15 protein-coding genes and 1 tRNA gene are annotated in these 20,272 nt (G+C 39.1%); 11 read left to right on the top strand and 5 right to left on the bottom strand.

What is annotated here, in order from left to right; genetic code table 11:
* Window positions 1-357: 357 nt before the first annotated feature.
* Window positions 358-2,058 (top strand): leucine-rich repeat domain-containing protein, encoded by a 1,701-nt coding sequence (locus tag TY21_RS01000; RefSeq protein WP_130589455.1) that lies wholly within the window; start codon window positions 358-360, stop codon window positions 2,056-2,058.
* Window positions 2,059-2,585: 527 nt separating this feature from the next.
* Here TY21_RS01000 and TY21_RS01005 read toward each other — a convergent pair.
* Entirely contained in the window at window positions 2,586-3,974 is a 1,389-nt protein-coding gene (locus tag TY21_RS01005) for a transposase (protein ID WP_130589456.1), read from the bottom strand.
* Window positions 3,975-4,108: 134 nt separating this feature from the next.
* Between TY21_RS01005 and TY21_RS01010 the strand changes: the two genes are divergently transcribed.
* From TY21_RS01010 to TY21_RS01025, 5 genes are all read left to right on the top strand, one after another.
* Complete coding sequence (locus TY21_RS01010) at window positions 4,109-4,456, top strand: F-box protein (RefSeq protein ID WP_130589457.1); 348 nt, start codon at window positions 4,109-4,111, stop codon at window positions 4,454-4,456.
* Between the two features lie 40 nt (window positions 4,457-4,496).
* The gene (locus TY21_RS10905; RefSeq protein WP_158622995.1) at window positions 4,497-4,643 is read left to right on the top strand and encodes a hypothetical protein; all 147 of its coding nucleotides are present in this window, start codon (window positions 4,497-4,499) and stop codon (window positions 4,641-4,643) included.
* Between the two features lie 140 nt (window positions 4,644-4,783).
* Window positions 4,784-6,091: a leucine-rich repeat domain-containing protein gene (locus TY21_RS01015; RefSeq protein WP_232044372.1), complete on the top strand. Its 1,308-nt coding sequence runs from the start codon at window positions 4,784-4,786 to the stop codon at window positions 6,089-6,091.
* 540 nt (window positions 6,092-6,631) lie between these two features.
* A complete protein-coding gene (locus TY21_RS01020; protein ID WP_197725071.1) occupies window positions 6,632-8,179 on the top strand; it encodes a leucine-rich repeat domain-containing protein in 1,548 nt (515 codons plus the stop codon).
* A gap of 540 nt (window positions 8,180-8,719) precedes the next feature.
* Window positions 8,720-9,133: an F-box protein gene (locus TY21_RS01025; RefSeq protein WP_130589458.1), complete on the top strand. Its 414-nt coding sequence runs from the start codon at window positions 8,720-8,722 to the stop codon at window positions 9,131-9,133.
* A gap of 12 nt (window positions 9,134-9,145) precedes the next feature.
* On the opposite strand, the gene TY21_RS01030 is transcribed toward TY21_RS01025, so the two are convergent.
* From TY21_RS01030 to TY21_RS01040, 3 genes are all read right to left on the bottom strand, one after another.
* Window positions 9,146-10,663, bottom strand: a complete 1,518-nt coding sequence (locus TY21_RS01030) for an IS66 family transposase (RefSeq protein ID WP_158622996.1) — start codon at window positions 10,661-10,663, stop codon at window positions 9,146-9,148.
* A gap of 457 nt (window positions 10,664-11,120) precedes the next feature.
* Window positions 11,121-11,864: an SMC-Scp complex subunit ScpB gene (gene scpB, locus TY21_RS01035; protein WP_052354664.1), complete on the bottom strand. Its 744-nt coding sequence runs from the start codon at window positions 11,862-11,864 to the stop codon at window positions 11,121-11,123.
* A gap of 6 nt (window positions 11,865-11,870) precedes the next feature.
* Window positions 11,871-12,599 carry a ScpA family protein gene (locus tag TY21_RS01040; protein WP_042243955.1) on the bottom strand — a complete coding sequence of 243 codons (729 nt, stop codon included), beginning with the start codon at window positions 12,597-12,599 and terminating at the stop codon, window positions 11,871-11,873.
* A gap of 227 nt (window positions 12,600-12,826) precedes the next feature.
* On the opposite strand from TY21_RS01040, the gene TY21_RS01045 reads away from it, so the two are divergent.
* The gene (locus TY21_RS01045; RefSeq protein WP_042243957.1) at window positions 12,827-14,923 is read left to right on the top strand and encodes a S41 family peptidase; all 2,097 of its coding nucleotides are present in this window, start codon (window positions 12,827-12,829) and stop codon (window positions 14,921-14,923) included.
* A gap of 65 nt (window positions 14,924-14,988) precedes the next feature.
* Window positions 14,989-15,061: transfer RNA gene (locus tag TY21_RS01050), tRNA-Phe, on the top strand.
* An 814-nt stretch (window positions 15,062-15,875) separates the two neighbouring features.
* On the opposite strand, the gene TY21_RS01055 is transcribed toward TY21_RS01050, so the two are convergent.
* A complete protein-coding gene (locus TY21_RS01055; protein WP_042243961.1) occupies window positions 15,876-18,140 on the bottom strand; it encodes a hypothetical protein in 2,265 nt (754 codons plus the stop codon).
* A gap of 403 nt (window positions 18,141-18,543) precedes the next feature.
* Between TY21_RS01055 and rplU the strand changes: the two genes are divergently transcribed.
* The 3 genes from rplU (at window position 18,544) to obgE (ending at window position 20,242) form a co-directional block, all read left to right on the top strand.
* The gene (gene rplU / locus TY21_RS01060) at window positions 18,544-18,873 is read left to right on the top strand and encodes a 50S ribosomal protein L21 (protein ID WP_039385975.1); all 330 of its coding nucleotides are present in this window, start codon (window positions 18,544-18,546) and stop codon (window positions 18,871-18,873) included.
* Window positions 18,874-18,885: 12 nt separating this feature from the next.
* The gene (gene rpmA / locus TY21_RS01065) at window positions 18,886-19,137 is read left to right on the top strand and encodes a 50S ribosomal protein L27 (RefSeq protein ID WP_039385956.1); all 252 of its coding nucleotides are present in this window, start codon (window positions 18,886-18,888) and stop codon (window positions 19,135-19,137) included.
* A 103-nt stretch (window positions 19,138-19,240) separates the two neighbouring features.
* Window positions 19,241-20,242: a GTPase ObgE gene (obgE, locus tag TY21_RS01070; protein ID WP_039385954.1), complete on the top strand. Its 1,002-nt coding sequence runs from the start codon at window positions 19,241-19,243 to the stop codon at window positions 20,240-20,242.
* Window positions 20,243-20,272 lie beyond the last annotated feature (30 nt).

Here is a 20,272-nt window from a genome sequence, read left to right on the forward strand (position 1 = left end):
ACATTTATAACGACAAGAAGTTTCTCTCTTTTTCTGCAGAGTGTTATGTATGGGAGAACAACCTTTCTTGACAGGAAGAAGCTAGGCATATTGTATTCCATCATTCGATAGAAGAATTAAAACATTGCGCCAAAAAGAGCCGTTTTTCTCAAATGAGGCAAAGAATCAATCTCATTCTTTTAGCCAAATCAAAATTGCTGCGTCGCTTAATCGCCAAAACCTGTGGCTGCTCCTAAATGCTTAGAAGCCCCCCTTTCTTTAAATCAATACGAATTCGTTTGACTTGCTTTTTTAATTTATTTACATTGCCTTTAATAAATAAAATGCTGAAAAGCCATCACTACCCAAGGAAATAAAATGCATTCTATCTCTTCGGCATCTATTGAAAGCTTACCCAATGAATTGCTGCTCCCTATCTTAGAGGCTTGCGCAGCTCCTTCCTTATTTAGCGTTTGTAAAAGATGGCATCATCTGCTGGCTTCTGAAGTAATGCCTTCTCTTTATAAGCAAATAGGTAAAGTGCATGTTCCTCAAGGAAATGTTAAGGAGCAAGCTCTTCTTATAGATAAAATTTATAAGCTAGAAGAAAAGCTTACTGAAGCAGCAAAGATAAATGCAATCTTTAGGCAAATCTTTACTTTAGCCAAGTCTCTTTCAACTTTAGAATCTAAAGAGAAAACAGAAGAAAAAAGAGGCTTAACTCTGGCTAATTACGCTTCTTATCTCTTAAATATTAATCGCCTTTTGCTTTGGAAAAAACTTCCTGGTGGGGAAGAATACTTGAGCCGAGAAGAAATTAAGCACTTGCCTCTAGTAGAATTTAAATGGAAAACAGAAGAAAAAAGAGGCTTAACTCTGGCTAACTACTCTTCCTATCTTGTAAATATTAATCGTCTTTTACTTTGGAAGAAACTTCCTAGTGGGGAAGAATACTTGAGCCGAGAAGAAATTAAGCACTTGCCTCTAGGGAAAAAAGGAGAGCTTCTTAGAGATTGGATTGAAGAAAATTGTAAAAACATCAAGGCTCTAGATTTATGTAGAGTAGGCTTGACTTATTTACCCCCAGAAATAGGCCGGTTATCTCAGCTGCAAGAGCTTAACTTAAGCCAAAACCAGCTCGCCACTCTGCCTGCAGAAATCGGGCAGCTGTCTAAGCTGACACGGCTTGACTTAAATCAAAACCAGCTCACCGCTCTGCCTGCAGAAATCGGGCAGCTGTCTCAGCTGCTAATGTTTAACTTAAATCAAAACCAGCTCACCGCTCTGCCTACAGAAATCGGGCAATTGTCTCAGCTGGCATGGCTTGACTTAGATCAAAACCAGCTCACCAGCCTGCCCGCAGAAATTGGGCAATTGTCTCAGCTGCAATATCTTTACTTAAATCAAAACCAGCTCACCGCTCTGCCTACAGAAATAGGCCAATTGTCTCAGCTGCAATATCTTTACTTAAATCAAAACCAGCTCACCAGCCTGCCTGCAGAAATAGGTCAATTGTCTCAGCTGCAAAACCTTTACTTAAATCAGAACCAGCTCACCATTCTGCCTGTAGAAATCGGGCAGCTGTCTCAGCTGCAAGAGCTTAAGTTAAGCCAAAACCAGCTTACCAGCCTTCCTGCAGAAATCCGACAGCTATCTCAGCTGCAATATCTTTACTTAAATCAAAACCAGCTCACCGCTCTGCCTGCAGTAATAGGTCAATTGTCTCAACTAGGGCTGCTTCACTTAGATAAAAACCAGCTCACCAGCCTTCCTGTAGAAATCGGCCGGCTGTCTCAGCTGCAATATCTTTACTTAAATCAAAACCAGCTCACCGCTCTGCCTGTAGAAATCGGGCAGCTGTCTCAACTACGAAGGCTTGAATTAAATCACAACCAACTCACCGCTCTGCCTACAGAAATCGGGCAATTGTCTCAGCTGAAATGGCTTGACTTAGATCAAAACCAGCTCACTAGTCTGCCTATAGAAATTGGGCAGCTGTCTCCGCTGCTACAGCTTGAATTAGCGGAAAATCCTTTGAAAGATATCGCTGAAAAAATAAGGCAGCGTTTCTATTTGTAGAAGGGCCGTAAGTACTTTTTAAATCGGCGTGGGCTACAATGAAATAAAAAACTTTTAGCCATCTTATCTTTAAAGAAGCAATCCGCTTTTCTTCCGGCAACTAAGCAAGCTTAAACTTATCTACACATTTATAACGACAAGAAGTTTCTCTCTTTTTCTGCAGATTGCTAGGCTGTGAGAACAACCTTTCTTGATAGGAAGAAACTGGCGTATTATATTTCATCATTCAGTAGAAGAATTAAAACAAGGCACCAAAAAGAGCCGTTTTTCTCAAATAAGGCAAAGAATCAATCTCATTCTTTTAGCTAAACCAAAATCGCCGCGTCACTTAATCGCTAACACTTGTGTCTGCTCCTAAATGCTTGGAAGGTCTACCCCTTTTCCTTGGAATCTATCTGAAAAGAAAGCGCTATTAGATCATCTGTGAGTGGTTTTTCCTTGTTAAAGATACAAATTCGTTTGACTTGCTTTTTTTAATTTTTATATTCTGTCTTTAACTCGATGATATACATTTTTATTCTTGACAGTTAGGCAACTTTTCTTGATGACTCAAAAGTTACATTTTCCTGTACTGCATTTAAATGTTTACGAGAAGGCCTTAAAACAAAGATTTCATCTAGCGTCTTTTCAAAATTACTGAAGAGTTCTCTTGAATTTTCATGCTCAACAATTTCTCTTACAACTTGACACAAAGCATCCACTCTAGACTTTTCTACTAGGCTCCCCAAGGTTGCTAAAGGGAGTTTGTTCTTAATGAAATTTGTTTGAGACAAATGAAAAAGAAAGCAGTGGTCAAACAGCAGGCTTAGAATCAAAGGTCGCTCTGATCCCTCAACGCCGCACTGTTTGGCCAAACTGCAAAACCCACAATGACTACTCCAATCCTCAATAAAAACCTCTACTAACCATCTTAAAGTATATCCTTGCATCACATCTTTCATATTCCATGAAAGATTTGCAGCCATAAGATAGCGATACTCATTTTCGCCCTCATATTTAAGGGCTATTACAAATCGTTTTTTGTGGTGAGAAGGAACATACAATCTTGCTCCCCCGGCTTGCACCACATTTTTTTTATCACCGCGAATGAAAATTTCCTGATTCCAGCCTTTGTAGGCTTCAAAGAATTCTTGGCATGAGAGAGACTTTTTACCCCGCATGACTTTTTGATTCTTTCTAAGTTGAGTAATGATTTGCACTCCAGGCCAAATACCTTCTACTCCATCTACAAACAAGCTGTTGCCGTAAAGAGCATCAGCCAGTACACAAGTGACCTTAAAAGCAGGAAATTCACAAGCAAAATTTTTAAGTAATTGTAAAGCTAGTGTATACTTTTTTGGATATTCTATTGACCTTTTAGGCTCTTTTGGGCGGTCTTTTTTAGAAATTCCCAACTTTTTTAGTTTCCTCACTTCCTGTTGCCATCTTGTGAGTACGGGATCGGGAGAATAAAAGGCAAAGGAGACGGGAATGCAAAATTTTTTAGTCACTAGCTGAAGAAATACTATATTTTGACCACAAAAATAACCACTAGTTTTTTTATCACGGATTTTATGTAAATGATGCAACTTCTCAGCATTTTTTGATCGACTGTGATCTTTATCATCGATAACAAGAACCCCTTCTGTGATGCCATGTTTACGCAAGACCGCGCGAACACTACAAATTAGCAGCCTATTCCAAGCAATCTTAGCACGTCTAAACATGGCCGATAAAGCCATCTTTTTATAACTTTTAAGCCCAGCCCTTTCAAATTTTGCCCAACAGATTGAATTAGTAACTAATATTCCCATCAAACAAAAGGCTAGCCAACACCATTGAATTTTGGATAAATTATTATGAGGATTTTCTTGCTTGAGAGCAACTTCAAGTTGATTTAAATATTCTTTAATAAAGGGAAGCGGTTGGGAAAACATAGACAAAAAATTATTCTTAATTAATTGATAAGGTATAACAATATTTCATTAAAAATTAGTCAACAAGAAAAAAGTATATCATCGAGTTTAAGAAATAAAAATGATAAAAGGTTATCCCTACCGAAGGAAATAAAATGCATCCTATCTCTCCGGCATCTATTGAAAGCTTGCCTAATGAATTGCTGCTCCCTATCTTAGAGACTTGTGTAGTTCCTTCCTTATTTAGCGTCTGTAAAAGATGGCATCATTTGCTGGCTTCTGAAGCGATGCCTTCTCTTTATAAAAAAATAGCCCAGCTTCATTTCCCCCAGAAGAATACCACTACCCAGCGAACTCTTATGTTAGCTAAAGTGTATCAACTCAATCCTGTACTTACCTCTACTGAAAAAGCTTATCACCCACATTCCGCGGGTTGTAGCGATTCCCGGATATTATTTTTATTGAGACTGGAAATTGCCTTAAGTTTTTTTAGAAAAGGCTAATCTTGTTCTTTTTAAAGCCAAGAAAGTGAGAATATAAACGATGGAAAAGTATAATAGCACGCGACTTGATCACCTTAAAATTGGTTTTGCAATGAGTGACAAAATTACCCAAGGGATGATGATAGTCCAGGTGGTCTCTTCAGATCCTAGAGCGATTATGATCACAGGAGAAGCGTCGAGTGAATGATAGTTAATGGATTAGATTTTACTCTAGGCCCTATACATGAAAGCATAAAAGAATTAATCCTTAATTTAAACCCTGACATGAGGCATGTTTTACTGGTTTTAGGCCTCCTTGGCAGAAATTAGATGACGAGGGAAATTAACTTGCGGAATGCGGGTTATCAAGTTTTTAAACAAGTTTTTACCTTAGCTAAATCTATTTCTCCTTTAGAATTCAAAGAGAAAACAGAAGAAAAAAGAGGCTTAACGCTGGCTAATTACTCTTCCTATCTTGTAAATATTAATCGCCTTTTATTTTGGAAAATACTTCCTGGTGGGGAAGAATATTTGAGCCGAGAAGAAATTAAGCACTTGCCTGTAGAAAAAAAAGGAGAGCTATTTAGAGGTTGGATTGAAGAAAATTGTAAAGACTTAACTTTTTTAAATTTATCTAAAGCAGGTTTGACTTATTTACCCCCAGAAATATGCCAGTTATCTCAGCTGCAAGAGCTTGACTTAAGAGAAAACCAGCTCACTGCTCTGCCTACAGAAATTGGGCAGCTGTCTGAGCTACAATATCTTTACTTAAATCAAAACCAGCTCACCGCTCTGCCTGCAGAAATTGGGCGGCTGTCCCAGCTGGAATGGCTTGACTTAAATCAAAACCAGCTCACCAGCCTGCCTGCAGAAATCGGGTGGCTGCCTCAGCTGCAATGGTTTTACTTAAATCAAAACCAGCTCACCAGTCTTCCTGCAGAAATCGGGCAGCTGTCTAAGTTGCAAGTGCTTTACTTAAATCAAAACCAACTCACCGCTCTGCCTACAGAAATCGGGCAGCTGTCTGAGCTGACACGGCTTTTCTTAACTCAAAACCAGCTCACCAGCCTTCCTCCAGAAACAGGTCAATTGTCTCAGCTGCAATATCTTTTCTTAAATCAAAACCAACTCACCAGTCTACCTGCAGAAATCAGGCAGCTGTCTAATCTGCTACAGCTTCACTTAGGCCAAAACCAGCTCACCGCTCTGCCTACAGAAATCGGGCAGCTGTCTCAGCTGCAAACCCTTGACTTAAATCAAAACCAGCTCACCGCTCTGCCTATAGAAATAGGTCAATTGTCTCAGCTGCGAGCGCTTGAATTAAATCAAAACCAGCTCACCAGTCTGCCTGCAGAAATCGGGCGGTTGTCTAAGCTGCAATGGCTTGGTTTAAGCCAAAACCAGCTCACCGCTCTGCCTGCAGAAATCGGGCAACTGTCTCAGCTGCAATGGCTTTACTTAAGTCAAAACCAGCTCACCAGCCTGCCTACAGAAATAGGTCAATTGTCTCAGCTACAATGGCTTGAATTAAATCAAAACCAGCTCACCGCTCTACCTGCAGAGATCGGGCAGCTGTCTAAGCTTACCAAGCTTGAATTAGCGGAAAATCCTTTGAAAGATATTGCAGAAAAAATAAGGCAGCGTTTTCGATTGTAGAATGGCCTTAAGTACTTTTTAAATTGGGGGTGAGCTAAAATGAAATAAAAAACTTTTAGCCATCTTATCTTTAAACAAGTAATCCGCTTTCCTTCCAGCAACTAAGCAAGCTTAAACTAGCCTACAGATTTATAATAACAAGAAGCTTCTCTCTTTTTCTGCAGATTGCTAGGCTGGGAGAGCAACCTTTCTTGGCAGGAAGAAGCTAGGCGTATTGTATTCCATCATGCGGTAGAAAAATTAAAACATTGCGCTAAAAAGAGCCGTTTTTCTCAAATAAGGCAAAGAATCAATTTCATTCTTTTAGCCAAACCAAAATTGCCGCATCACTTAATCGCCAAAACCTGTGGCTGCTTCTAAATGCTTGGAAGGCCTCCAACCTTTCCTTGAATCTATCTGAAAAAAAAGCGAGGTAGATTATCTGTGAGTTTTTTCTCATTGATAAGGATACGAATTCGGTTGACTTGCTTTTTTTAATTTTTATATTCTGTCTTTAAAAAATAAAAATGCTGAAAAGTCATCACTACCCAAGGAAATAAAATGCATCCTATCTCTTCGGCATCTATTGAAAGCTTGCCCAATGAATTGCTGCTCCCTATCTTAGAGGCTTGCGCAGTTCCTTCCTTATTTAGCGTCTCTAAAAGATGGCATCATCTGCTGGCTTCTGAAGTGATGCCTTCTCTTTATAAACAAATAGGTAAAGTACATGTTTCCCAAGGGGATATTAACCAGCAGGCTTTTATCTTAGATAGGATTTATAAGCTAGAAAGTAGGCTTTCTGAAACAGCAAAGGTAAATGCAATCTTTAGGCGAATCTTTACTTTAGCCAAGTCTTTTTCTCCTTTGGAATTTAAATGGAAAACAGAAGAAAAAAGAGGCTTAACGCTGGCTAATTACTCTTCTTATCTCTTAAATATTAATCGCCTTTTATTTTGGAAAAAACTTCCTGGTGGGGAAGAATACTTGAGCCGAGAAGAAATTAAGCACTTGCCTCTAGAAAAAAAAGGAGAGCTATTTAAAGCTTGGATTGAAGAAAATTGTAAAAACATCACGGCTTTGGATTTATCTAAAGCAGGCTTGACTTATTTACCCCCAGAAATATGCCAATTGTTTCAGCTGCAAACGCTTCACTTAAATCAAAACCAGCTCACCAGCCTTCCTGTAGAAATAGGTCAATTGTCTCAGCTGCAAACGCTTGACTTAAGAGAAAACCAGCTCACCGCTCTGCCTGCAGAAATAGGTCAATTGTCTCAGCTGACACGGCTTTACTTAAATCAAAACCAGCTCACCAGCCTTCCTGCAGAAGTTGGGCAGCTATCTGAGCTGCAACATCTTTACTTAAATCAAAACCAGCTCACCAACCTGCCTGAAGAAATAGGGCGGCTGTCTAAGCTACAAACGCTTGACTTAAATCAAAACCAGCTCACCGCTCTGCCTGCAGAAATAGGTCAATTGTCTCAGCTGACACGGCTTTACTTAAATCAAAACCAGCTCACCAGCCTTCCTGCAGAGATAGGGCAGCTACTTCAGCTGAAAAGTCTTAACTTAGGACAAAACCAGCTCACCAGTCTTCCTGCAGAAATCGGGCAGCTATCTGAGCTGAAAGGGCTTTTCTTAAATCAAAACCAGCTCACTAGTCTTCCTGCAGAAATTGAGCAGCTGTCTAAGCTGCAAATGCTTGGCTTAAATCAAAACCAACTCACCGCTCTGCCTACAGAAATCGGACAGCTGTCTGAGCTGCAAGCGCTTTACTTAAATCAAAACCAGCTCACCGCTCTGCCTGCAGAAATCGGGCAGCTTTCTCAGCTGCAAGTGCTTAGCTTACACCACAACCAGCTCACCAGCCTGCCTGCAGAAATACGTCAATTGTCTCAGCTGCAAGGGCTTATCTTAAACCAGAATCAGCTCACCGCTCTGCCTGCAGAAATAGGTCAATTGTCTCAGCTGCAATCGCTTTACTTAAATCAAAACCAACTCACCAGTCTGCCTACAGAAATCGGGCAGCTCTCTCAGCTTATCAAGCTTGAACTAGCAGAAAATCCTTTGAAAGATATCGCTGAAAAAATAAGGCAGCGTTTCTATTTGTAGAAGGGCCGTAAGTACTTTTTAAATCGGCGTGGGCTACAATGAAATAAAAAACTTTTAGCCATCTTATCTTTAAAGAAGCAATCCGCTTTTCTTCCGGCAACTAAGCAAGCTTAAACTTATCTACACATTTATAACGACAAGAAGTTTCTCTCTTTTTCTGCAGATTGCTAGGCTGTGAGAACAACCTTTCTTGATAGGAAGAAACTGGCGTATTATATTTCATCATTCAGTAGAAGAATTAAAACAAGGCACCAAAAAGAGCCGTTTTTCTCAAATAAGGCAAAGAATCAATCTCATTCTTTTAGCTAAACCAAAATTGCCGCGTCACTTAATCGCTAACACTTGTGTCTGCTCCTAAATGCTTGGAAGGTCTACCCCTTTTCCTTGGAATCTATCTGAAAAGAAAGCGCTATTAGATCATCTGTGAGTGGTTTTTCCTTGTTAAAGATACAAATTCGTTTGACTTGCTTTTTTTAATTTTTATATTCTGTCTTTAAGAAATAAAAATGATAAAAGGTTATCCCTACCGAAGGAAATAAAATGCATCCTATCTCTCCGGCATCTATTGAAAGCTTGCCTAATGAATTGCTGCTCCCTATCTTAGAGACTTGTGTAGTTCCTTCCTTATTTAGCGTCTGTAAAAGATGGCATCATCTGCTGGCTTCTGAAGCGATGCCTTCTCTTTATAAAAAAATAGCCCAGCTTCATTTCCCCCAGAAGAATACCACTACCCAGCGAACTCTTATGTTAGCTAAAGTGTATCAACTCAATCCTGTACTTACCTCTACTGAAAAAGTTTATCAAGTTTTTAAACAAGTTTTTACCTTAGCTAAATCTATTTCTCCTTTGGAATTTAAATGGAAAACAGAAGAAAAAAGAGGCTTAACGCTGGCTAATTACTCTTCTTATTTCGTAACAGTTCAGATACCCCTTTTTTTATTCAGGAACGTTTGAATGGAATAGAAGTTAGGTAATGGCTTCTTGCAAGTTGGCCTGTCGATCTATGGCTAATAGACGAGGGCTGCCTCGGATGGCATCTGCCAAGGCATCCCAGACATTCCAGCCTTGTTTGCGTGCCGTAGAAATGTAGCTGCGGATGCGGCAAAAAATCTGCCCTCCTTTAGGCTTACGGAAACAACCCGATATCTTTTGCTTTAACTTAACCATACGAATGTCTTGTTCGCCTTGGTTATTGGTAAAGGGTACGGCAAAATCGTACATGAACCGCAACACGCACTCTCGCTTTTCTTTTAGACGGTCCAGAAGGTTTTTACCTTCCCGTTGCCTTTGCTTACCTCTTTTACCTTTTGGCAATGGAGGCAGGCTAGAATGATAGGTAAGCCCATCAACAATTTTCTGTTTATAAGCCTGCTCAATGTCTTGTAAAAGCTTTGGAGGTAGAGCTTCTTGATTTACATGTTTTTCTACTTCTTGCTGGGCAAAAAGCAGTAATTCTTTCATTTGTTTTGCCCACATTTCCTGTTTTTCCTCATGCATAAACGTCAATTCTCTCAAATGATGCGCATTGCACAATCCATGCAACATTTGTTCATAAGAAAAGTAAGGAAACCAATGGTCATGAATGGCTATACTTTTAAATTGAGGTAAAATGTTTGCCTCATCCATGGCTTGTTGCCCGCGCTTAGCATGCAGGGTGTATAAAGTAGCCCTTGGTGAAGAGGCTACATGCACCCACGATAGTTTTTTTTCACAGCGGATGCCTGTCTCATCAAAGTGTAAAACGCGTGTGGCTAGCAAGTATGTTTTCAGACTATTTTCAAAGGTTTCAAGTTTCTCAAAGAGTTTTTTGTCGATATTTACACAAGTGCCAGGTGAAAGAGTTACATCAAACACATCCTCAAAAATTTCGCAGACGCGGTCCACGGGTATAAAATGTTGATCGGCAAAGTAAGCTGCCAGGGCTTGAACTCTCTCGCCATATTGCACAGGCCCTCTAACGTTTTCAGGAAATATTCCTTTACTATTTTTTCCACAGCAAGGGCATTTTTTCTCCTCCACCCGATGTTCTGTCACCTCACACTTAGAAGGAGGAATTTCAAAAACCTGACGTCTTTCTACACAAGCACCTTTGATTTCACTAAGGGTTGTTTGGCATGTTTGACACATTGTGGGTGTATGAATCACCAAGAAATCGGGTTCTTCGACCTGCAAAAGACCTTTTCCAACATGTCCTTGTTGAGCACCTGGTTTTTTGCCTGATGGGCGACGTTGGCTTTTTGGCTTCCGCTTCAAGCCATCACTGCTAGGAGGTTTGCTGCTATTAGAACTGTTCTTTGTAAGTTGATCCTCTAAGCTACTAATACGATCTTGCTGCTGTTGGATATGAGCTTGCAGCTGTTGAATCTGGGCCTGTTGCTGTTGGATCTGAGATTGCTGCTGTTCGATGATCTTTTCAAGATAGCGAATATAAGTGCGAATGAAAGCTGGAAGAGCATCAAAATCTTTACCGGAAATAGAGGGCATAAAATTTGGGTTATCTGCATTCATGTCTATAGAATAGCAAATCTCTCATACTAAAGGGAATCAATATTTATTGATGCCATTTCGTTGAGGTGAACAGGCATTGGTTGGGGGGTATCTGAACTGTTACAAAAAAGATTAGGTTAAATGCCAGTTAATGACAAGTGTCCTTATTTAAGTTGCAAAAGGATCTGTCAATAGGCTTTATGCAATCCCTTAGCCTTGAAAAGGGATAGTGTAATAGAAGCAATAAGGAGTTAGAAGTTGCTAAAATTCTGAAACCCAATTTTCCTACAATCGAAAAACTAGAGCAAACTTCATTTGATTTTGAAGAGGGTGAGCTACGAAGAAGTAGGCCAATTATCATGCTATTAAACTTTGATAATTAACGCCATACGGGATCGTATTTTTGGCATTCATAGGTGTTAGTTATTAGGGAAGTGAGGATTTTAATTGTATTTTAACTTTCTACAGGAGGCTGCCAACCAGGCAGTTCTTTTAAATCCCGGAGTCCAAAGTGCTTAAGGAAGTAGGGGGTGATCCCGTAGAGAGTAGGGCGGCCAGGTGCCTCTAAGCGGCCTACAGATTCGACAAGTTGCCTCTCCAACAAACTTTGAAGGGTACCCGAGCTATCTACACCGCGGATAGCATCAATTTGAGGACGGGTGATAGGTTGCCGATAAGCAATAATGGCCAACACTTCAGCAGCAGCGGGGGAAAGCTTCTCCGTTCGCTTATTACGAAAAAGTAAATCTAGGTAAGGGCTATATTCTTTACAGGTACGTAAAATATAACCTTGGGCAATTTCTTCTAATCTAAAGGCGCGCTGTTGCAAGATAAATTCTTCCGCTAGCTCTTGCAATAAGTCTTGAATTTGACGGGGTTTAAGAGGCTCAACAGCATCCAGCACTTCCCGGATTTTATTAAAGCTAAGCGGCTCACGGCTGACAAAAAGCAGGGCTTCTATGATTCTTTTAAGGCGTGTTCTTGTAGTTTTTTCAGTGGCTTTTTGTTCTATAGCCTGATTATTAACGGGAATGCCTGGAAGAGAGCCTTGGACATATTGCTTTTTAGGAGAGAAGGCTTTAGGAGCTGTAAGCTTTTCTGGAGGAGAAGGAGGAAGATCCTCAGAAGGAAGCACAGGAATTAATTCGCTTGCCGTCGTTTCCATTTGTTGTTCGAAAAAGTTAATTTCTTTAGCCATAAATATTTATAAGTTCACGCATAATAGTATTTTCTGAGAGGCAACATCCTTGATTAAATAGCTCTCACCAATTTTCATCAGTTCAAGTACAGCCAGGAAGATAACAATAATTTCTAGCTTGCTTGTAGCATTTAAAAAAAGTTGTTCGATTTCAAGCTGATGATTGACCTTTAAATATTGACGAATAGCTTTAATTTTATCAGCAACTTTCCACTCTTCTTCTTGAATAAATTTTGCCGTTTTGATCGGTGCTTTAGCTAAAGCTTGCTTAAAGAGATCCGCTAAGTCTTCTAAAGTCAAATGCTCGATACCCAACGGTTTGTTATTTTCTCCTAGGGGCTCTGGCTCACGTAAATAATAAGCACTTTGAGACATCTCCAGTTGGGTAAGGTTTTTAGCTGCTTCCTTAAAACGACAATAGTCAAGTAATTGATGAATAATATCAAAACGGGGATCATGCTCTTCCTCTCCCAAAGAGAGAGGCTGTTCATGCGTAGGCAGAAGCATACGGCTTTTAAGCCATAAAAGAAAGGATGCTGAAGCAATAAATTCAGCCCCTGAATCCACAGAGGAGGCCTGCCATTCTTTTAGCTTTTGGATATACTGCTCGGTAATTTTTTTTAAAGAAATTTCGACGGGATCAATCTCATGCTTTTGAACAAGATGGAGCAAAAAATCCAGCGATCCTTCAAAGTTTTCTAGAGCAAATACATCTTCACTATATAAGTTTTTCATATCAATAAGTCTACTAGAGCAAGAATTCTCTATAAATATAAAAATCTTACCTTTAAGAAAAAATCCATTAAAATCAGCTATCGAGATAAGAATAAATTGTTGATAAAAGTAATTTTATAATTTTTCAAAAATGTTGTTGTTAAACCTGGTGCTCTCTATAATCCAGAAAGAGGTGAAGAGTTTTTATTTCACAAGTAGTTCATTATTAGCAAATTAGGGTTGAAGATATGCGCTTGCTTAATCGTTTTAGTTTATTTATCATCTTTATTTTTCTAGTTAATTCTTTTCTTTTAGGCCAGGAACCCGAGCAGCTTAAGAGGCAAGATATTAGCAAAATTATGCGACAGATTTTTGCTGAGCATTTAGGTCAGAAAACGATTGACGAGAAAATCTTAAAAAATGCTTTTAAAAATTATATCGACCAGTTCGATCCTGATCGTACCTATTTAACCCAAGCAGAGGTAGAGCCTTTCCTGGGATTATCTTCTGAGCAAATGGAAATCTACATTACCGCCTACAAAAATGAAGACTTTTCTTCTTTTGAAAAGCTTAATGCGATCATTCAAAGATCTATCGTGCGGGCACGTCAATATCGCCAAGATCTTATAAAAAATACCGCAGAGCTTTTCAAAGCAGCAGATGAGCGTCGTTCAAGCAATAAAAATACAGAGGGATTAGAGCTTAATTTAAATGGTTCATTTGCTTCTAATTTTGAGCAGCTTAAAAGACGTACCAAAGAGCAAATGATAACTTTCATTCAGGCTGAGCAGAAAAGATATGGAAAAGCTCAGGTCTCTAACTACAAATCCAAACTCCTTGTCATGTTTGATCAGGCATTGAAAAATATTGAAGAGGGATATCTCTATCAAACGAGTGAGGGTAAGGCGTATAGTGAAGGTAAAAAAGAAAGTGCTTTAGCTTTACATATTTTAAAAGCTTTAGCTAGTTCTTTAGACGCTCATACGGCTTTCTACAGTGATGCAGAAGCCTATGATATGAAAGTACGCCTTGAAAAAGAGTTTGATGGTATAGGGGTGGTTTTACAGTCTACTCCTCAAGGAATAATTATTTCTTCCCTAATCGAAGGAGGAGCGGCTGCCAAAAGTGGCAAAATTTTTGCTAATGATTACCTTCTTCAAATCAATGGTAAGGCCACGTCCGGCCAAACGTTGCCTGAGGTGATGAACACAATAAGAGCCTCAAAAGAGCCTTCTATAGAGCTGGTCATCAGTAGATCTTTCCAAGAAGAAAATGGAGAGCAGATGGAAAAGCAGGAAACGGTCATTCTTAAAAAAGAATCTATTCCTATTAAAGGTGAGCGAATAGATGTAAAACAGGAAAAAGTGGGCAACGGCATTATTGGCATTATCACCCTTCACTCTTTTTACCAGGGTGAAGATGGAACGGGTAGCGACAGTGATATGCAAAAAGCCTTAAAAGAGTTAGATCGAAAAGGTAATTTGCGAGGGCTAATTTTAGATTTACGGGAAAATAGTGGGGGCTTTCTTAGCCAAGCTGTAAAGGTAGCTGGTCTATTTATTTCCAACGGTATCATTGTAATTTCTAAATATTCTGACGGAGAAAAGCGTATTTATCGCGATATAGATGTTAGGACTGCTTATCAGGGACCTCTTATTATTTTGACTTCAAAAGCTACTGCTTCTGCTGCTGAAATTGTGGCACAAGCTTTACAAGATTATGGGGTAGGCTTAATTGTTGGAGACGAACATACCTATGGAAAGGGCACTATTCAAAGTCAAACGGTGACGGGCAATGAGGGGGAAACCACTTCTTTTTTTAAGGTGACCGTGGGCAAATATTACACGGTCTCAGGGAAAACTCCTCAATTGGAGGGAGTAAAAGCTGATATCGTAGTGCCTGGCCCTTATCATAATGAGCCTATCGGAGAGGAATATCTAGAGCAACCGTGGAAGCCCGATCTTATTAAGGCAGATTTTGAAGATAGTCTTCAAGATATTGAGCCTAGTGTAAAGTCTTGGTATATGAAATACTATACGCCTACTCTTCAAGCCAAGGTCTCAACCTGGCAAGAAATACTGCCTTATTTAAAGAAAAATAGTGCTTATCGCATCGAAAACAATAAAAATTATCAAATGTTTTTAAAGCAAAAAAAAGCAGGAAATACAGATGACATAAAGCTTTTTGGATCGCCTACCGAAGATGAGCTTGGCAAGGAATCAAACAATTACGGCAAAGAAGATCTACAGATGCAAGAGACTATAAATGTACTCAAAGATATGATTTATTTGCATAGCAAAAAACGTCAGAATCAAGAGGTTAAAGGCGGTATTGCTCCTCTTTAAGCTGCTACAGCAAATTAAGGATTGCATAAAAAAGGGATGATAGTCTATCTTGCTTACTTATCTCTGGCCAGATAGCTCAGTCGGTAGAGCAGAGGACTGAAAATCCTTGTGTCGCTGGTTCGATTCCAGTTCTGGCCACTTTAGCCGGATTAATCCTATTAATCCGGCTTTTTTTTGTCCTATTCTTATTAGACTTCGCTTAGAGGCATCGCAGTTTAATTCTAAAAAATTTAGATGGGCTTTAAAAAGCTAGCTATAGTTTAGATTTCTTGCCCAACTTATAATCGAACAAGCAGAGCCTTGAAAAAAAGCGATAAGAATAGATTTCTATCCTAACTTTAATTATCTACCTAATGAGCTACAAGTAGCTATCTTTAGTTTGTTGCCAGAAGAAGATTGAGGCAGGGCAGCTTTAGTTAGCAAACCATGGAAGCAGCTAGCAGAAGACTTTTTTTTACGGGAAAAGTTATTTTTGCCGGCGTTAGAGCAACTCTACCCCACTTAAAAATTCCCGCTCTGCCTGGCAAAAGATTGATAAGAGAAAGTATGTTTTTGGAAACTTGTGCTTCTCTTTTTTCTCTAAATATTTTCATTATCAAATGCATAAGCTTCCTTCGACTGAGGCGCCTTAGAGACTTTAGAATTGAAGTTCATCAAAGATCTAGTCTTCTTGAAATGACAATACGAACCCTATAAATTAAATAGAGATTTTTCAGAAATGAGTAGCAGCAGGATTCTTTTTCTTTTTGTTAGCCTATCCTCAAAAATAGCTATCTGCACTTAAGCCAATACGCAATCCAAGCGACCTAAGGTATAAAAGACATGATTTTGAATAAGCGATTATGTTTAAAAATTTTTTGAAAAATTAAATGGGTAAGATTTCACAGAATAGCAAATCTTAACCCCCTATAAACTACCTATAGGATTCAACTAAACTTCCCAGAGCATTATGTTAAATGCTGAATCTATTAATGGGGCAGCTAATAAGGCGATCGATGGGATGCTGTTGAATAAACTTAAGTTTTTCTTTCCTAGCAGCCAACTCCCATTTTTCAGTATGTTGAAGGTCAAGGAGAGGGGTGGGGGAAAGCCGATTTGCTTTTTTTGCTTTTTCTAAATAAGAGGTTATAGCCTCATAAGCTTTCCATTCAGATCTTAAACTTTCAAGTTTAGAGGTATAAACTAAATTAATTAATTTACCTAAAGAAGCAGGATAACATGAGGCTTTTTCGCTCACATTTCTTAAGAGTTTGATAGCTAAGTGGGGATGTTCATCCGCAGCCGAAAGACAAAAGTTACCTAAAACATCATATAATTCATTTTTTATGGGTTCAGGCAGGAGGGGATCAATGTAGCTGGTGATTTGATACTCATGCTTTATTAAACCAATAAGAATGCTTTTTTTAATAGCATAGGTGTTTAGGTCCTTAGCAATTAAAAAGCTTTCAAGAAATTGGGAAAGAGGGCCTAAAGGAGGAATCCAAAAATCGGGTGCGGGTGCAAGGCTTGCTTCTACATTTTTTAGTATTGAATGGTAAGCAACTATTTTGGAAATTGCAGTGCAAGGACTTCGCTGAACTTCTTCGCTAATCGTTTGTTGCATGATGAAGTCACCAAATATATGGGCCCCAAAAAGATGATAGAGCTCATCTTCTAGCCGATTTTGGAGCCTATAGATTTTAGCTTTGCAATAATAGGTCTGAGCAACTAAGGCTTTGGATAAGTGTTTCTGCTGGATAACTTGTTCAAATAGATCTAAAACTTTTTGGATCTGTCCAGCCTGAGGCTCTTTTTCTATTAATTGGGTCAAGCTATTTAAGCCTTTAGCTATTATTGCTTCTTCCTGCTTTTCATCCAGCAAAAGACAAGTAAACAATTGCATCGCCTCAGGTAAGCATTGTTCAATCTCATTACCCCCTTTATATAACATTTCTGCGTAATTTAACTGGGCTTGGCTGACAAGTTGGGGAGCTTCTTTTAAATAATCTTTAGCTTCGATGATTTGCTTAAATAAAAAGATAGCATCGGGCCAATTGAGAATATTTCGGTCATCTCCATCGCGAAAAATAATGGCTAATCCTAGCCCAGCTTTAGCCAAAAGAAGATCATTTTTATAAGAACTTTCCAATACTTCTTGGTATAAACTTTGTGAAAGTGCCAAATTTTTAGTTATATCAGGAAAATCCTGACGCAAAATATCAGCTTTAGAGCATTTGGACATAAAAGAATAGGCTATATGGCTATCATGAGTAGAAGAATCGATGACTTCATCAAAAAGTGAAAGAGCTTTAGAAGCTTCGCCATGAGAAAAATACAACTCTGCTAAGCAGAACTTAGGCTCTATTTGCCCTTCGAGGGCGATATTAGTCTCTAAAGACTTTTCATAGTAAAAAATGGCTTTTTCTACTGAAGGTTTTAAGTCTTTGCTGCCCATGCCATACATATAGGCTTTTCCTACGTAAGCTAGATGTGTGAGATAGGGGCAAGGATAGATCTTTTCTAAAATAAGGCGAGAAAATTCAAAAAAAAGATCCCATTTTTTCTCATCAAAGTCTGTGAGCGCTTGAGGAGAAAAATCTGCTAGGGCTGCACTGTATAACTCATCGGCATCTAACCAACTTTGCTCGCCAGAGTAAGTGCTAGAGGATATAATCTCTGCGGCTTGCAGGGCGGCTATTCCTCGTATGTAGGTAAATATAGAGCTGACTTGCTGTGTATGAACACTTTTATACAAGCTTAATATTTTTTGCTCATCATCATTAGTAGATTGTGTACGTAAGCGTTCAGCTAGGCAAAATCTCCCTAAAATTGCAAGAGGATGGCTTTCTGGATAATTATCGATGATGTTTTCTATAGATGAAGCATTTGCTAAGCTAGGATTATAAAGCCCGATAAGCTCTATACTCAATAAAGTTTTGTGTTTCTCTTCTTCTTCCAGCCAGCTGGAATGTCGGAGTGTATCAAATAGTTCTAAGAATAAACCCTCGTTAAACTTGGCCTCATTATTATATGCAAGGATAATTTGGCTGTTTAGCTTAGCTTTAATGATTGTTTCTGGGTTGAGATGAGTGTCATCAAGAATTTCTTTTAAAAATGTTTGCGCTTTTTCGAGCTGGCCTTGAGCCAGCAGTCTTTCCGCTTTAGCTAACTTCTCGCGACCAGCATGCTGGGAAGAAGGTAAGTAGAAAAGTGAGGGGATGATTGCAAATGCCTGCATAACTATAAATCAGTTTTTTTATTTAATGAATCCATACTAAGAGTTAGCGCGGATATTTTCAATATATTTATAACTTAGCTTAAAGGGCGTAAGAATTTATGAGAGAAGGAGTAGTACAAGTTTGTAACTTCACGCGTTATCAAACAAGGCATAAAAGGGCTAGCGATTATTAAGTATATAAAAAAATAGGTGTTGGGTAATTTTTATGAAGAACATTGGCAGCAGGTTGCCCCAAAAGAGTATTTGGCTAATTTTAAGATGCACTTTTTTATTGACAAGAGATCGACTCATTGGATGGCTTTAGATTTCGATTGATTGGAAACCACTAATGCGCTATACTGCATACAGTTTATTGATTTCCTTAAAAAAACTTTATCGTTTTACAATGCCTAAGGGGGCTAGAATGAGTTCCAACAAATCATACGCGATTATCAAAACTGGCGGAAAACAGTATCGTGTAGCTAAAGATGACATCATCCAAGTAGAAATGCTTGACGCAGAACCAGGAGAAAAAGTTGAATTTGCTGAAGTGCTTTTTGTCGGTGAAGAAAACTCTTCCCATGTTAGTGCCCAAGCTTTAGAAGGCTTCAAAGTTATGGGTGAGCTGCTAGATATTGTAGCAGGTCCTAAGGTTGTAAGCTTAAAATATAAACCGAGTCATAATAATTACAGGAAGTTTGGCCACCGTCAACATTATGCACGTGTAAAAATTACTGAGATTGCCAAAGCATAAGGAAGGAGAATTATGGCACATAAGAAAGGACAGGGTTCAACCCGTAACGGACGCGACTCTCACTCAAAGCGTCTGGGAATTAAAGTAGGTATGGGTGAAATCGTCAAGACAGGTAGCGTCTTGGTTAGACAAAGGGGCACAAAATGGCACCCAGGTAAAAATGTAGGCCGTGGTAGCGATGATACGCTTTTCGCTCTTGCTGATGGATGCGTTTCTTTTCGTAAATCCGATCGCACTTACATCTCTATCGAAGCTGGAGCCTAACCATTTTAGAGCACAGAAAGAGGAATGATGAGCACTAGTTCTTCTCTTCATTCTTCTTTGTCAATTATTATTCTCTTTTAACTTTCCCTTTTTATATAAAAATATGTTTGTTGATCGTGTGACTATAGATCTAGCTGCCGGTAAAGGCGGAAATGGTGTTATTGCTTGGCGGCGGGAAAAGTATATCCCTAAGGGAGGGCCGTGTGGTGGCAATGGAGGTAAAGGCGGTTCGCTTATCCTTCAAGCCGATGCACAGGTTTTTTCTTTAGAGTGGTTTCGCAATCGCCGTATTTTAAAAGCAGAAAATGGCCGTGAAGGAGGTCCCAATTGCCAGCAGGGGCGTAATGGGAAAGATCTTATTCTGAAAGTTCCTTGTGGCACCTTAGTAAAGAATATTCATACGGGTGAAATTCTTCATGACTTTACCCAGGATGGAGAAAAGTGGGAAATTTGTAAAGGTGGCCGAGGTGGACGTGGTAATGATAGCTTTAAGTCTCCTACTAATCGTGCACCCAATACGCGCACAGAAGGCACCGAAGGCCAAGCCTGTAGCATCGAATTAGAGCTAAAATTAATTGCTGACGTAGGATTGGTAGGCTTTCCTAACGCTGGAAAATCCACACTGTTTTCCTCTTTGGCTTCTGTCAAAGTAAAAATAGCTCCCTATCCTTTTACTACCTTACGACCTAACCTTGGTTTTATTACTTATAAAGAACACCAACGCATTTTTATTGCTGATATTCCCGGTATTATCAAAGGCGCTCATTGTAATCGAGGATTAGGCTTTGAATTTTTAAGACACATAGAACGTACAAAACTTTTATTATTTGTCTTAGATGCCTCAGGTATCGATGGACGAGATCCCAGCTCAGACTTTGAAGTATTACGTCATGAAATCCAGGCTTATAATCCTGAAATGCTTGAACGTCCTTATCTTATCGTGTTAAATAAAGTAGATACTGAGGAAGCTTCTCAGCATATTAAAGTCTTTTTAAAGAATAAGTTTGCTGCTAAGGAGAAGATTTTCCAAATTTCAGCTATGCTGGGTAATGGCCTGCCTGAATTACGTGAAGCTATTCGTTTAAATATTCAACAGCAAGTGTAATTAAATGATTCTTAAAAGGATTTAAGGCAG

This window comes from Neochlamydia sp. S13, assembly GCF_000648235.2.
Taxonomy (GTDB): domain Bacteria; phylum Chlamydiota; class Chlamydiia; order Chlamydiales; family Parachlamydiaceae; genus Neochlamydia.